This is a genomic window from Phocaeicola sp. GP0067 (assembly GCF_031119655.1).
Taxonomy (GTDB): Bacteria; Bacteroidota; Bacteroidia; order Bacteroidales; family Bacteroidaceae; genus Phocaeicola; species Phocaeicola vulgatus.
Genome location: NZ_JAVHZY010000001.1, coordinates 353,324 through 367,489, shown reverse-complemented (window position 1 = coordinate 367,489; position 14,166 = coordinate 353,324). Strand labels below are relative to the sequence as shown.

The following is a 14,166-nucleotide window of genomic DNA, read 5'->3' as shown; positions in this document are numbered from 1 at the left end:
AAACCTATTAAAATGTAAGACAATGAGAATACTCAATAAATTAGTATACGCTTGCTGTTCCATCGCCTTCGGGTTGATGGCATTGCCAAGCTGCGAGGGTGGCGAGCTGTATGATGTTAACGCCCCCGACTGGATTTCCGAGAAAGTGGACTCCATAGCAAATTCAAAGAAAGATCCGGAAGAAGAAGTGCTGGAGGGCATGCAGGAAGATGTCTACTCCTTCGGTAATACGGACTACACCTCCGGTTTCTGGACAGCTTTCTCCAAGTATTACGTCGTGCCCGATGGTCAGAAGTGGCATGGAGTGTTCAACCTCAACATCAACCCTGCCGACAATACCTATTATAAAAACTTCGCCCTAGTCATTACCAATGACGCAGACCGCGGAGGTGAAGGATACACGGAATATGGCGCTTATCGTTTTGATACCACAAACGATACTTTGGCCTATAACTCCCAATGGGGTTCCCATCTCTTCTTCAAATACACCTCCAGCACACTGATGCTGTCACCCGTTGACAATCTGGACGAAACTGTACAGAAATTGGGCGGCAAAGTAACACTCACCGTAGACCGCACCAATGAAAATGCCTTCTCTATCAAAATCCAGAACGCCTCGGCAACCAAAACCTACAAACAGCCGTACAAGTTACCCAATCTGAATGCAGACGCGAGCAATACCAACATCCGCTGCTTCCTGGTACCCGAAGGCTCTTACATCAACTTCTTGCAATCGAACATCGTTCCTATCGGCGGCCTTACCTCTGCCGAAGACAAGAATCCGCTCTCGATGGTACTGCAAAATGTACCCGATCAGGTCAATGCCGGCACCTCACTCGAAGAAGCCGTGGCCGGGATTACTGCCATCGTCAGCTTCGAAGAAGGGGTGACTAAGACCGTAACCGCAGAAGAACTCCAGTTCACTGCCATCCCCAATATGAACGAACTGGGCACGAAGACACTGGTAGTCATCTACAACAAGACCTTCAAGGGCGAGAATTGCAACCAGCCGGTGGTGGCCAATGCTACGTTTGAAGTAGTGGAAAAGATTGTATCCATCCAAGTGACGGCTCAACCTGCGCACACGCAGTATTACTATTATACTTCGGCAGCAACGGAAACGATGACCGACCGTACGCTGGCATTCCTTCCCGAAGGATTGGAAGTAACGGCTACTTATGCCGACGGAAGCACAAGAGTAGTAGACAACGCCAAACTCCATTTCTCTGCCATTCCTGCCAAAGCCGGTACGCAGACCGTAACCATTACTGCCGAAGAAGTTACCGCTACCGTAGAAGTCAAAGTTGCCGAATCTGTGGTTGCCGCTGTGAGCAACTCAGCCGGTATCATAGGAGCCGAAGACAATTCAACGGGTTGGTGGACTGTCTTTTCTGACAATTTCAACGTGCCGGCAGGTGAAACCAGATCCATCAGCTTCACCAATTACACCAGCCAAGCTAATAACTGGAGCAACTTCGCTATCGTTCTCCGCAAAGCCGATCTTGCCGAATATGCAGTGGTACGCGCCGACAACTATGGATGGGGTGCAGGATACGATGGAAATGCCAGCCTCGTTCACAACGGTACACAAGGCGACTGGGCTGCTTGGCTTGCCGATATGAACGGAGCCAAAGTCACCGTCTACGTGACCAATTGCGGCAATGGTACAGCCGACATTCAAGCAGTAATGAAAGGCACTTCAGGTACTTCCTATGCCCAATACTATTTAGGGATCAACAAATTGGATATGAACGACTTGAACTTCGCTTTAACGATTGAAGGCGGCCATCTCGTCTTCTAATCCGAATCAGTAATCACACAAGCCATGCCGTTTTCCTCAGGAAGAAGCGGCATGGTCTTTAAACTATCAACAGATGAAAAAACTATTACCATTGTGGATGTTCTTACCAATATTCCTTGTTTTAGCCGCTTGTTCTGACAACAGCGAAGATATAGACCGCTATTATGCAACTGTAAGTACTCCAAAAGTAACTACAACCACCCCCACCTCGTTGACCGTCACCGCATCGGTTACAGGTGATCTGAACCAAATAGTCAAGAAAGGCTTCTGTTACAGTGCAGCAGCTTCCGTACCGACTATCAAAGACCACGTGGTGGATGCCGATGAGAATTTCAGTGCTTCCCTCTCAACCTTGACCTCCGGTACCTCCTACTATATCCGTGCATACGTCTACTGTGACAGCCGTTATGTCTATTCAGAGGTGGTCACGGCCACCACAGAAAGCTTAAGCTTAGACGATGAACTCAAGAATTACGTGGCCCCCACCTACTCCGATGACTATACCTCGATAAGTGACTGGAGCAAACGCTCTCAATGGAATCTTGCCAACGTACACGACCCCTCGGTTGTATTGGCCGAAGATGGTTATTATTACATGTATCAGACGGATGCTTCATACGGCAACGTCCACACCGCAGGCGGCCACTTCCACGGTCGTCGCTCCAAGGACCTTGTCAACTGGGAATACCTCGGCGGTACAATGAAGAACCTGCCCGAATGGGTAGTGCCCAAGCTCAATGAAATACGAAAAGAAATGGGACTTGCCGAAATCAATCCTAATGTTAATGACTTCGGCTATTGGGCTCCCGTAGTACGCAAGGTAAAGAACGGCCTCTATCGCATGTACTATTCCATTGTCTGCCCCGGCACACTCAACGGTGCCAACACCTGGTCGGAGCGCGCCTTTATCGGCCTGATGGAAAACAACGATCCCTCCAACAACAACGGATGGGTAGACAAAGGCTACGTCATCACCAATGCTTCCGACAAAGGACTTAACTTCAACGTGAAGCCGGATGATTGGGCCAATTGCTATTATAAATGGAATGCCATCGACCCCTCTTATGTCATCACGCCCGAAGGCGAGCACTGGTTGGTCTACGGTTCATGGCATAGCGGCATAGCCGCTCTCAAGCTCAATAGCGAAACAGGCAAGCCTGCCGAAACTTTGGGCCAACCTTGGGCTACAGGCCAAGCACCTGCCGAGTATGGTCAGTTGATCGCCACCCGCCAGACAGGTAACCGCTGGCAAGCCAGTGAAGGTCCCGAAGTCATTTACCGCGATGGCTACTACTACCTCTTCCTGGCCTACGACGCTCTCGACGTGCCCTATAACACCCGTGTGGTCCGCTCGAAAAGCATCACCGGTCCCTACGTGGGCATTGACGGCAAAGACGTGACCGCCGGTGCCGATGCACTGCCCATAGTGACTCATCCCTATAAGTTCAGCAAAGGCTACGGCTGGGTAGGCATCGCCCACTGCGCTATCTTCGACGATGGCAAAGACAACTGGTTCTACGCCTCACAAGGCCGTCTGCCTAAGGATGTTCCGGGCATCAACGCCAGCAACGCCATCATGATGGGGCACGTACGCAGCATCCGCTGGACGAAAGACGGTTGGCCTCTCGTAATGCCTGAACGCTACGGAGCCGTTCCCAAGGTAGCCATCACCGAAGAAGAATTGCCCGGCAATTGGGAACACATCGACCTTACATACAAATATGGAGAGCAGAGAACTTCAGCAACAATGACTCTCGCCGCCGACCACACTATCACCGAAGGTATCTGGAAAGGCAGTACGTGGAGCTATGATGCCGCCCAACAGATTCTGACTGTCAACGGAGTGGAACTTTATCTGCAACGCGAAACCGACTGGGAAGCCAGTCCGCGCACCCATACCATCGTCTATGCCGGCTATGCCAACAACAAGACGTATTGGGGAAAGAAGTCCAAATAAACATTCCCGCTCCGCACGCAAACTTCATATAGAAACACCACCACTGCCCCGTAAAACAACACCAAGGTTTATGAGGCAGTGGTCCTGTTTTACAAATCAATAGCAGAGATTAAAGATCATAAACAGAAACAAGAGAAACCTATTTCATGAAAAGGAAAAAGAGTTAGGTTCCCTAATCTCCATACAAAAAATCATCATTCTGTTCTTTTACATTCAAAGACAACCTACTTTTATTTATTACCATAAATCTCTATCCTTTAAACCAACAAACACCATTTGTAGACAAGCAGAGGACATCAGCATCAGATTTTTTGTTAATTATTAGCCAAATACACACTTTAATTTATAACTTTGCAATTCTAATAGAATGAATTATGGAAAATAAACTAACCATTTACAATACATTAAGCCGTCAAAAGGAACTTTTCGTTCCCTTGCATGCCCCTCATGTAGGTATGTATGTATGCGGTCCTACCGTATATGGCGATGCCCATTTAGGACACGCACGCCCCGCCATCACGTTCGATATCCTGTTCCGTTATCTTACCCATCTGGGATACAAGGTACGTTATGTCCGTAACATTACCGATGTCGGTCATCTGGAACACGATGCAGACGAAGGCGAAGATAAAATCGCCAAAAAGGCCCGTCTGGAGCAACTGGAACCCATGGAAGTAGTGCAATATTACCTCAATCGCTACCACAAGGCAATGGAAGCCTTGAATGTACTTCCACCCAGTATCGAGCCACATGCATCAGGCCATATCATTGAACAGATAGAACTGGTAGAAGAAATTCTGAAAAACGGCTATGCTTATGAAAGTGAAGGTTCCGTTTATTTCGATGTAGCAAAATACAACAAAGACCATCATTACGGCAAACTGTCCGGCCGCAACCTGGACGATGTGCTGAACACCACCCGCGAGCTGGACGGTCAAAGCGAGAAGCGCAATCCTGCCGATTTCGCCCTGTGGAAATGTGCACAACCCGAACATATCATGCGCTGGCCCAGCCCGTGGAGTAACGGATTCCCCGGTTGGCATTGTGAATGTACCGCAATGGGTAAGAAATACCTGGGCGAGCATTTCGATATTCATGGAGGGGGAATGGACTTAATTTTCCCACACCACGAATGTGAAATCGCACAAAGCGTGGCTTCACAAGGAGATGACATGGTTCACTATTGGATGCACAACAACATGATTACCATTAATGGACAGAAGATGGGAAAATCATACGGCAACTTCATTAACTTGGATGAGTTCTTCCACGGTACCCACAAGTTACTGACCCAAGCCTACAGCCCCATGACCATCCGTTTCTTCATCCTTCAGGCACATTACCGCAGTACAGTGGACTTCAGTAACGAAGCATTACAAGCAGCCGAAAAAGGATTGGAACGGCTGACAGAAGCTGTGAAAGGTCTTGAACGCATCACTCCGGCAACACAAACCACCGGCATAGAGGGGGTAAAAGACTTGCGTGAAAAGTGTTATACAGCCATGAATGATGACTTGAACTCACCGATTGTCATTGCCCATCTGTTTGACGGCGCCCGTATGATTAATACGGTTCTGGACAAGAAAGCCACTATTTCCGCAGAAGATCTGGAAGAACTGAAAAGTATGTTCCATCTCTTTATGTACGAAATCCTGGGTCTGAAAGAAGAAGCCGCCAATAACGAGGCACGTGAAGAGGCATACGGCAAAGTAGTAGATATGCTGCTGGAACAACGTATGAAAGCCAAAGCCAATAAAGACTGGGCTACAAGCGATAAAATCCGTGATGAGCTGGCCGCTCTTGGCTTTGAAGTGAAAGATACCAAAGACGGTTTCACATGGAAACTGAATAAATAGGATACATAGAGCGACACTATATTTTTCACCACAGACTATACAGATTCACACAGATTACCCACCTGACAATCAATGATTTAAGAAGCATCTGCGTTTATTTGTATAATCTGTGGTGAACCTTTCAGATAACCATCAAAACTGAAAAATCTCCCTTCGGATGGTAATACTTATTTTTAAATAACTATTTTTGCGGAAATTATACAAAACTGCTTATCACACCAATCCAATGCTAGCTGAGAATAAGATAACTTTAGCGTCCCTGTATAAGATTTTGTTTGAAGAAGAGCCACTGACACTCTCCGACCAATGTATGCAAAAATTGGAAGAGAGTTTCCATTTTCTGAAAACATTCTCCAACGACAAGATCATCTATGGCATCAATACCGGCTTTGGACCGATGGCCCAATACCGTATTGAAGATGAATCCTTGTCACAATTACAGTATAATATCATCCGCAGCCATGCCACCGGAGCAGGGCACCCCCTTCCGGAACTCTATGTCAAAGCTGCCATGATAGCGCGTCTCTATACTTTTCTGCAAGGAAAATCCGGCATACATAAAGAACTGGCATTGCTCATTACCGAGTTTATCAACCGGGGGATTACTCCATACGTACCCGAACACGGCAGTGTAGGGGCCAGTGGCGATTTGGTACAGCTTGCCCATATCGCCCTCACCCTGATTGGAGAAGGAGAGGTCTTTTACCAAGGCAAGAAAAGAGATACGGCATCCGTTTTGGCGGAAAACGGATTGCAACCCTTCAAAATGCATATCCGCGAAGGGCTTTCAGTGACCAACGGCACTTCGGTAATGACAGGTATAGGCATTGTCAACCTGATTTATGCCCGCCAACTGATGCATTGGGCAGTAGGCGCATCGGTCATGATGAATGAAATTGCCGCCTCGTACGATGATTTCATGTCTGAACCGCTGAACGAAGCCAAACGGCATGAAGGACAGCAAGAGATAGCCCGCATGATGCGCCAATGGGTGGAAGGCAGCCAATGTGTACGCAAAAGAGAGAATGAACTTTACAACGGAAAACACGAAGAGAAAATCTTCACCCATAAGGTTCAACCCTATTATTCGTTGCGCTGCATCCCACAGATTCTAGGACCGGTTTATGATGAATTGCTCAATGCCGAAAAAGTATTGATAAACGAAATAAATTCAGCCTGTGACAACCCGATAGTGGACCCCGACACGCAAAACGTGTATCATGGCGGTAATTTTCACGGAGATTACGTTTCTTTTGAAATGGATAAACTGAAAATAGCGGTCACCAAACTGGCCATGCTTGCCGAACGGCAGATCAATTACTTGTTTCACGACCGCATCAACGGCATTCTGCCCCCCTTTGTCAATATGGGAGTGCTGGGATTGAACTATGGTTTGCAGGCGTCACAATTTACCGCGACTTCTACCACAGCGGAGTGCCAGACTTTGTCCAATCCGATGTATGTACATAGCATCCCCAACAACAATGACAATCAGGATATTGTAAGCATGGGAACCAATTCCGCACTGCTGGCAAAAACAGTCATAGAAAATGCTTATCAGGTGATGGCTATCCTGATGATGGGTATTGTACAAGCTGTAGACTGTTTGGAAATAGCCGGTCGGCTAAGCCCCCGGTCACAACAAGTATATAAAGAGATACGAGCATTTTTTCCTGTGTTCCGGGAAGATACGCCTAAATATAAAGAGATAGAAAGAATGATGGTATATCTTAAAAAAGGGAGGTTGCAAGAAAAATGAAATACGCACTAGTAACAGGAGGAAGCCGGGGCATCGGACAGGCTGTATGTCTGAAACTGGCCGAAATGGGATATCATATACTGATAAACTACCAAAGCAACGATACGGAAGCCGAAGCCACCCTGCAACAGATACGGGAACAAGGCTCGGACGGCGAACTGATGAAATTTGACGTGACAGACGCAGTAGCCACACACGCCGCACTGAACGGCTGGATGGAGAAGCATCCCGATACCTACATTGAGGTACTGGTGAACAATGCCGGTATACGCCGTGACAACCTGATGCTGTGGATGGAACAGGATGAATGGAGCCGGGTGTTGGATATCAGCCTGAACGGTTTCTTTAACGTCACCCAACCCTTGCTGAAAAATATGCTGGTAAAGCGATTCGGACGTATCATCAACATCGTTTCCCTGTCGGGTATCAAAGGAATGCCGGGACAAACCAACTATTCGGCAGCCAAAGGCGGAATGATAGCCGCCACCAAAGCACTGGCACAGGAAGTGGCCAGAAAACACGTGACGGTGAACGCCGTAGCACCGGGATTTATCCGCACGGATATGACCAACGGCATTGATGAAAATGAATGGAAAAAACAGATACCGGCAGGACGGTTCGGCGAACCCGGAGAAGTAGCCGCACTGGTAGGCTTCCTGGCATCGGAACAAGCCTCCTATATCACCGGAGAGGTAATTTCCATCAATGGAGGAATCTATACATAAGCAGAAGATGAGAAGAGTAGTGATTACAGGCATGGGTATTTATTCGTGCATAGGCAAGAACCAAGATGAGGTGAAAGACTCTTTGTTCCAAGGGCGTTCAGGCATCGGCATCGATCCGGCACGTAAAGAGATGGGGTATTTTTCCGCATTGACAGGACTTGTCGAACGTCCTGATTTAAAGAAGTTATTGGACCGCAAAAAGCGGCATAGCCTCGCCGAACAGGGAGAATATGCCTATATGGCTACCTTGGAGGCATTCCGTCAGGCACAAATAGACGAGGAGTTTTTATTGGATCATGAAGTAGGCATATTGTATGGAAATGACAGTAGCGCCGCTCCGGTAATCGAGGCCATTGATGTCATTCGTGCCAAGAAGAATACGGCTATGGTAGGCTCCGGTTCTATCTTCCAGTCCATGAACTCTACGATTACCATGAACCTTTCGGTTATTTTCCATTTGAAGGGAATTAATTTTACCATATCGGGAGCTTGTGCCAGCGGTTCACACGCCATCGGCATGGCGTATATGCTCATCAAATCAGGACTTCAGGACTGCATTCTGTGCGGAGGAGCACAAGAGGTAAATCCTTACTCCGTGGGTAGTTTCGACGGATTGGGCGCGTTCTCCACCCGTGAGGACGAACCGGAAAAGGCATCGCGCCCCTTTGACAAGGGACGGGACGGTTTGGTACCCAGCGGAGGAGGCGCCAGCCTGGTACTCGAAAGTTATGAATCAGCCGTAAGGCGCGGAGCTACTATTCTGGCAGAAGTCATAGGATACGGTTTCTCATCAAACGGAGATCATATTTCCGTACCGAATGTGGACGGTCCCAGACGCTCTTTACAGATGGCAATCAACGATGCGGGCATTCCCTTGGAAGAAATCCAATATATCAATGCACACGCCACTTCCACCCCCGTGGGAGATTTGAATGAGGCAAAAGCCATAGCGGAAGTGTTCGGAAACCATCGGCCCTATGTCACATCCACCAAGTCACAAACCGGACATGAGATGTGGATGGCAGGCGCCAGTGAAGTCATTTATTCCATCTTGATGATGAATAACGGATTTATCGCTCCTAATCTCAATTTTGAAGAACCCGATGAAGCCTCTGCTCTGCTGAACATCCCCTCCCGGAGGATAGAAACGGAATTTGACACCTTCTTGTCCAACTCATTCGGATTCGGAGGAACCAATTCCTCACTGATTATCCGTAAATTTAAAGAAAACAATTAATTCAAACCAATATATAAATTTATGACCAACGAAGAAATCATCGAAAAGATCAGAACCACCCTGGCCGAAGAATTTGAGATTGATGTAGAACAGATCCAACCGGACGCACCTTTGATGCAAACCTTGGAATTGGATAGCCTTGACCTGGTGGATATGGTAGTACTGATTGACAAGAATTTCGGTTTCACCGTTACAGCCAAAGATTTTGCCGGTATCAAAACCTTCCAGGATTTCTATAATCTGGTAATTTCACATATGCAAAAAGAAGACTGATGTCCGAAACATGGAAAGGTAAGACAAGAGGAGGCATATTCGGATACATGTTCTTTATCTACATGATCCGCTGTCTGGGGATAACTGCGGCCTACGGCTTCCTGGCATTGGTCGTCCTCTACTTCATACCTTTCGCACCGAAAGCAACGGGCAATACTTGGAGTTACGCACGGAACAGGCTGAAATACGGACGGCTGAAATCCGTCGCACTGCTCCTGAAAAACTATTACCGGCTGGGACAAATATTGATTGACAAAGTGGCCATCGGCAACGGAATGACCGGCAAGTATCATTTCAAGTTTGAGAACTATCAGGCATTTTTAGACGTACTAAACGGAAACACCGGAGTAATTATGATTGGCGCCCATGTGGGCAACTGGGAAATAGGCGCTCCTTTCTTCGATGAATATGGCAAAAAGATCAATATCGTCATGTTTGACGCCGAACACGAACGGATAAAGGAGATTTTGGAAAAGAACGCCTCTACGCGAGACTACAAAATAATTCCGGTGAATGAAGACAGCCTGACACATGTATTCCGCATCACGGAAGCGCTGGACCGCCGGGAGTATGTCTGCTTTCAGGGAGACCGCTATCTGAATAAAGAGAAATTACTCACGACTTCTTTCATGGGAAAAGAAGCCAAATTTCCGATGGGCCCTTTCCTGCTGGCTTCGAAGTTAAAAGTACCCGTCGTATTCTATTTTGCCATGCGTGAAGCCCAAAGAACGTATCGTTTCCATTTCTTTATAGCCGAGACAGTAGTACGGACGAAAGAGAAACGGGCCGAACAGGCATTATTGGAGCAATATACACAAACGCTGGAAAAGATTGTCCGGCAGTATCCGGAACAATGGTTCAATTACTACCCGTTCTGGACATAAAAATAAATCTGGTATGATGCATAAAAGATATACAAAAGAACAATGTACGGCTGCCGAAGCGCAAAGACTGGCACAAGAGATAGCTTTCGGTCCTGTGGTATTCCAAGTATCGCGCCTGATGTTGAAATTCGGAATTTTCCAATTATTGTCCGGCAAACGGGAAGGATATACGCTGCAAGAAATCAGCGGGCAGACCGGACTGACACGCTATGCGGCACAAGTATTACTGGAAGCATCGCTGACCATCGGAACCATCCTGTTGGAAGAAGACCGTTATGTACTGGCCAAGGCAGGCTGGTTTCTGCTGAACGATAAAATGGCTCGTGTCAATATGGAATTCAATCACGATGTGAACTATCAAGGCTTGTTCCATTTGGAAGAAGCTCTTTTAAACGGGCGTCCGGAAGGATTGAAAGTATTCGGAGAATGGCCTACCATTTACGAAGGTCTGTCCCAATTGCCGGAACAGGTACAGAAAAGCTGGTTCGGCTTTGATCATTTCTATTCGGACCAGTCATTCGGCAAAGCGTTGGAAATCGTGTTCAGCCATCACCCGAAACGCTTGCTCGATATTGGCGGGAATACCGGCAGATGGGCCACACAATGCGTACAATATAATAAGGAAGTGGAAGTAACCATCGTGGACCTGCCTCAACAACTGGAAATGATGAGAAAGCAAACGGCCGGTTTGTCCGGTAGTGAACGCATACACGGTCACGGCGCCAATCTGCTGGATCGGGACGTGCCCTTTCCCACGGGTTTTGACGCTGTATGGATGAGCCAGTTTCTGGACTGCTTCTCGGAAGAAGAAGTCATCAGCATCCTGACCCGTGTGGCACAATCCATCGGCAAAGACAGCAAAGTCTATATTATGGAAACATTATGGGATCGCCAACGGTATGAAACAGCATCTTATTGCCTGACACAAATCAGCCTCTACTTTACAGCAATGGCCAACGGCAACAGTAAGATGTTCCATTCGGATGACCTGATCCGCTGCATTGAAAATGCCGGATTGGAAGTGGAAGAAATTCAAGATAACATAGGACTGGGACACAGTATCCTGCAATGCAGACTGAAATGAGCAGCAAAGAAATCATCTGTCAGGGAGAAGAGCTGTTCCGGCTGATTCCCCAACGCCCGCCCATGGTAATGATAGACCGCTTCTATGGGATAGAAGAAAATACATCCTGGTCAGGGCTGACCGTCACTACCGACAACCTGTTCTGCCGGGACGGTGTATTACAGGAAACGGGAATCATAGAGCACATCGCCCAGTCGGCGGCGGCACGTGTAGGTTATATCTATATGCTGCGGAAAGAACCTGTACCATTAGGTTTTATCGGTTCGGTAGAAAAGATGAAACTATTCCGTCTTCCTTCTGCCGGAGCAGAACTATATACCGGTATAACCATCGTTCAGGAAGTATTTGATATCACCCTGATTACCGCCGAGGTAAAAGAAAACGATGAATTGCTGGCCGAATGCCGGATGAAAATATATCTGAAGAAAGAATGAAACGAAAAACAAGTCCACATCAGGCGGCACTGACGGACCGGACCACCATCAAAGTCCGCTTCAGTGAGATAGATTCCATGCAGATAGTATGGCATGGAGAATATGTGCGTTATTTCGAAGACGGACGCGAAGCTTTCGGAAAGCGATACGGTCTGGACTATATGAGCATCTACCGGGAAGGATATGTAGTTCCTATCGTAGACCTGACCTGCCAGTTCAAACAACCGCTGTCTTTTGGCGAGGAAGCGATTGTCGAGACACGGTTTATCCACAGTGATGCCGCCAAAATTCTTTTTGAATACACCATCTACCGGGCATCGGACCAAAACATTGTGGCAACAGGAACCACTACACAGGTATTCCTGAATACAAATAGAGAACTGGAACTGGTTAATCCTGCCTTTTACATAGAGTGGAAAAAGAAATGGAACATCATCTGACTACCTATATCACCCATGATACCCTGATCAGCGCGCTGGGTTTCGGCACACAGGAAAATCTGGAAGCCATCCGGAGCTATCACAGCGGTATCACCCTGCAGACGGACAAACGGATTGCGGACACTCCCCTATTGGCAGCCACTCTCTCGCAAGAGAGATTGCAACAACAGGCGGAAGCCATAGGAGTAAGTGGCTATCCCCGGATGGAACAACTGTTCATACTGACTATCAACGAACTCATCCGTCAGTCCGGACAAACTTTGGAAGACAAAACCTGCGGACTCATCCTCTCCACCACCAAAGGGAACATCGATTTACTGGCCCGTCATACGGAACATCCCGATGAAGCGGTCTTTCTTTGGAAAATGGCAGAAAACATTGCCGGTTATTTCCATGCCGAGGAACGGGTGCATGTCATTTCCAATGCCTGCATTTCAGGAGTGTCAGCCCTCATAGCAGGAAAACGCATGATAGAGAACGGTATCTACCGCCGGGTAATCGTAGCGGGAGGTGACCTTCTCTCTCATTTCATCACCAGCGGTTTCGGGTCTTTCCGGTCTCTCAGCTCCCGCCCATGCCGTCCGTATGACAGCAGCCGTGACGGATTGAACTTGGGAGAGGCCTGCGGAGCCGTATTGCTCAGTTCAGAAGGAACAGAAGAACATGTTATCCTTTCGGGAGGAGCCGTCAGTAACGATGCCAACCACATCTCCGGTCCTTCCCGCACGGGAGACGGACTCTATTTCGCCATCCGCCAAGCCATGCAGGAAGCAGGGACAGCCCCTCAGGATATCAGTTTTGTGAATGCTCACGGCACTGCTACCGTATACAATGACGAAATGGAATCCAAAGCCCTCACACTGGCTCATCTGGAACAAGTGCCCGTCCATAGTTTGAAGCCCTATTTCGGCCATACCTTGGGAGCATCGGGAATCATTGAAAGCATTGTCTGTATGCACGAACTGAAACAAGGCATCCTGTTCGGCACTCCGGGTTACGAAACGCCGGGAGTTCCTATGCCGATACCGGTCTATGCCACCCACCGGAGCATCCCGATGAAACATTGCGTAAAAACCGCTTCGGGATTCGGCGGATGCAACGCAGCCATTGTCTTATCTTTACCGGAATATACTCCGTTCAAAGATGAGGACAACACCTTGCCCGAAATCCGATGTACACGGGAGGTTCGTATTGAAAACAGTTCTGTCTTCATAAACAACGAACTTATTTTTCATTCCGAAGAACCGGATTTCGGCACATTTATACGTGATACCTATAAAAAAACAGGCGGAAACAACCTGAAATTCTATAAAATGGATGACCTTTGCAAATTGGGATATGTGGCCGCCGAATACTTGCTGGAAGGTAAGACATTCGCTCCACTGGAAATGGGGATGTTACTTGCCAATGCCGCTTCCTCTCTGCATACGGACATCAGACACCAGCAACTGATAGACCGGGAAGGAGACCAGGCAGCCAGTCCGGCTGTATTTGTTTACACACTACCCAATGTAGTGTCCGGCGAGATTTGCATCCGCCACAAGATACAAGGGGAAAACACCTTTTTCATCACTGAAGCCTATCAGCCGGAAAAACTGGAAAGATACGCACGTATAGTCATGCAAAAAGGGAAACTGAACTATTGTATCATCGGGTGGTGTGAATTATGGAAGAACACCTATAAAGCAGTATTTAAACTGATTGAAAAACAATAAA

The 14,166-nt window shown here is 47.6% G+C and carries 12 protein-coding genes; all 12 read left to right on the top strand.

Features of this window, described 5'->3' with window-relative positions:
• Positions 1-22: 22 nt before the first annotated feature.
• The 12 genes from RE317_RS01345 to RE317_RS01290 all read left to right on the top strand — a co-directional run bounded on the left by RE317_RS01345 (position 23) and on the right by RE317_RS01290 (position 14,165).
• On the top strand, positions 23-1,801 hold the full coding sequence (locus tag RE317_RS01345) for a bacterial Ig-like domain-containing protein (RefSeq protein WP_005850209.1): 1,779 nt from the start codon (positions 23-25) through the stop codon (positions 1,799-1,801).
• Between the two features lie 73 nt (positions 1,802-1,874).
• Entirely contained in the window at positions 1,875-3,758 is a 1,884-nt protein-coding gene (locus tag RE317_RS01340) for an arabinan endo-1,5-alpha-L-arabinosidase (RefSeq protein ID WP_008666661.1), read from the top strand.
• Positions 3,759-4,132: 374 nt separating this feature from the next.
• The gene (gene cysS, locus RE317_RS01335; protein WP_005850206.1) at positions 4,133-5,614 is read left to right on the top strand and encodes a cysteine--tRNA ligase; all 1,482 of its coding nucleotides are present in this window, start codon (positions 4,133-4,135) and stop codon (positions 5,612-5,614) included.
• Positions 5,615-5,840: 226 nt separating this feature from the next.
• Complete coding sequence (gene hutH, locus RE317_RS01330; protein ID WP_165859743.1) at positions 5,841-7,373, top strand: histidine ammonia-lyase; 1,533 nt, start codon at positions 5,841-5,843, stop codon at positions 7,371-7,373.
• Complete coding sequence (gene fabG / locus RE317_RS01325; protein WP_005844353.1) at positions 7,370-8,098, top strand: 3-oxoacyl-ACP reductase FabG; 729 nt, start codon at positions 7,370-7,372, stop codon at positions 8,096-8,098. Before hutH ends, fabG begins: the two co-directional genes overlap by 4 nt.
• A 7-nt stretch (positions 8,099-8,105) precedes the next feature.
• Positions 8,106-9,335 (top strand): beta-ketoacyl synthase, encoded by a 1,230-nt coding sequence (locus RE317_RS01320; RefSeq protein WP_005844351.1) that lies wholly within the window; start codon positions 8,106-8,108, stop codon positions 9,333-9,335.
• Positions 9,336-9,356: 21 nt separating this feature from the next.
• The gene (locus RE317_RS01315) at positions 9,357-9,608 is read left to right on the top strand and encodes an acyl carrier protein (protein WP_005844349.1); all 252 of its coding nucleotides are present in this window, start codon (positions 9,357-9,359) and stop codon (positions 9,606-9,608) included.
• The gene (locus RE317_RS01310; protein WP_005844347.1) at positions 9,608-10,492 is read left to right on the top strand and encodes an acyltransferase; all 885 of its coding nucleotides are present in this window, start codon (positions 9,608-9,610) and stop codon (positions 10,490-10,492) included. The genes RE317_RS01315 and RE317_RS01310 overlap by 1 nt, the downstream gene beginning before the upstream one ends.
• A 13-nt stretch (positions 10,493-10,505) precedes the next feature.
• Positions 10,506-11,576 (top strand): methyltransferase, encoded by a 1,071-nt coding sequence (locus tag RE317_RS01305; RefSeq protein ID WP_005844345.1) that lies wholly within the window; start codon positions 10,506-10,508, stop codon positions 11,574-11,576.
• The gene (locus RE317_RS01300) at positions 11,573-12,010 is read left to right on the top strand and encodes a hydroxymyristoyl-ACP dehydratase (RefSeq protein WP_005844343.1); all 438 of its coding nucleotides are present in this window, start codon (positions 11,573-11,575) and stop codon (positions 12,008-12,010) included. The genes RE317_RS01305 and RE317_RS01300 overlap by 4 nt, the downstream gene beginning before the upstream one ends.
• A complete protein-coding gene (locus RE317_RS01295) occupies positions 12,007-12,450 on the top strand; it encodes a thioesterase family protein (protein WP_005850194.1) in 444 nt (147 codons plus the stop codon). Before RE317_RS01300 ends, RE317_RS01295 begins: the two co-directional genes overlap by 4 nt.
• A complete protein-coding gene (locus RE317_RS01290; RefSeq protein WP_005844339.1) occupies positions 12,435-14,165 on the top strand; it encodes a beta-ketoacyl synthase N-terminal-like domain-containing protein in 1,731 nt (576 codons plus the stop codon). The genes RE317_RS01295 and RE317_RS01290 overlap by 16 nt, the downstream gene beginning before the upstream one ends.
• The last annotated feature ends 1 nt before the right edge of the window (position 14,166 follow it).

What these genes read in the sequence shown, in the direction of transcription:
- RE317_RS01345 (WP_005850209.1), top strand. Translation starts at nt 23, where the DNA reads ATGAGAATACTCAATAAATTAGTATACGCTTGCTGTTCCATCGCCTTC.
- RE317_RS01340 (WP_008666661.1), top strand. Translation starts at nt 1,875, where the DNA reads ATGAAAAAACTATTACCATTGTGGATGTTCTTACCAATATTCCTTGTT.
- cysS (WP_005850206.1), top strand. Translation starts at nt 4,133, where the DNA reads ATGGAAAATAAACTAACCATTTACAATACATTAAGCCGTCAAAAGGAA.
- hutH (WP_165859743.1), top strand. Translation starts at nt 5,841, where the DNA reads ATGCTAGCTGAGAATAAGATAACTTTAGCGTCCCTGTATAAGATTTTG.
- fabG (WP_005844353.1), top strand. Translation starts at nt 7,370, where the DNA reads ATGAAATACGCACTAGTAACAGGAGGAAGCCGGGGCATCGGACAGGCT.
- RE317_RS01320 (WP_005844351.1), top strand. Translation starts at nt 8,106, where the DNA reads ATGAGAAGAGTAGTGATTACAGGCATGGGTATTTATTCGTGCATAGGC.
- RE317_RS01315 (WP_005844349.1), top strand. Translation starts at nt 9,357, where the DNA reads ATGACCAACGAAGAAATCATCGAAAAGATCAGAACCACCCTGGCCGAA.
- RE317_RS01310 (WP_005844347.1), top strand. Translation starts at nt 9,608, where the DNA reads ATGTCCGAAACATGGAAAGGTAAGACAAGAGGAGGCATATTCGGATAC.
- RE317_RS01305 (WP_005844345.1), top strand. Translation starts at nt 10,506, where the DNA reads ATGATGCATAAAAGATATACAAAAGAACAATGTACGGCTGCCGAAGCG.
- RE317_RS01300 (WP_005844343.1), top strand. Translation starts at nt 11,573, where the DNA reads ATGAGCAGCAAAGAAATCATCTGTCAGGGAGAAGAGCTGTTCCGGCTG.
- RE317_RS01295 (WP_005850194.1), top strand. Translation starts at nt 12,007, where the DNA reads ATGAAACGAAAAACAAGTCCACATCAGGCGGCACTGACGGACCGGACC.
- RE317_RS01290 (WP_005844339.1), top strand. Translation starts at nt 12,435, where the DNA reads ATGGAACATCATCTGACTACCTATATCACCCATGATACCCTGATCAGC.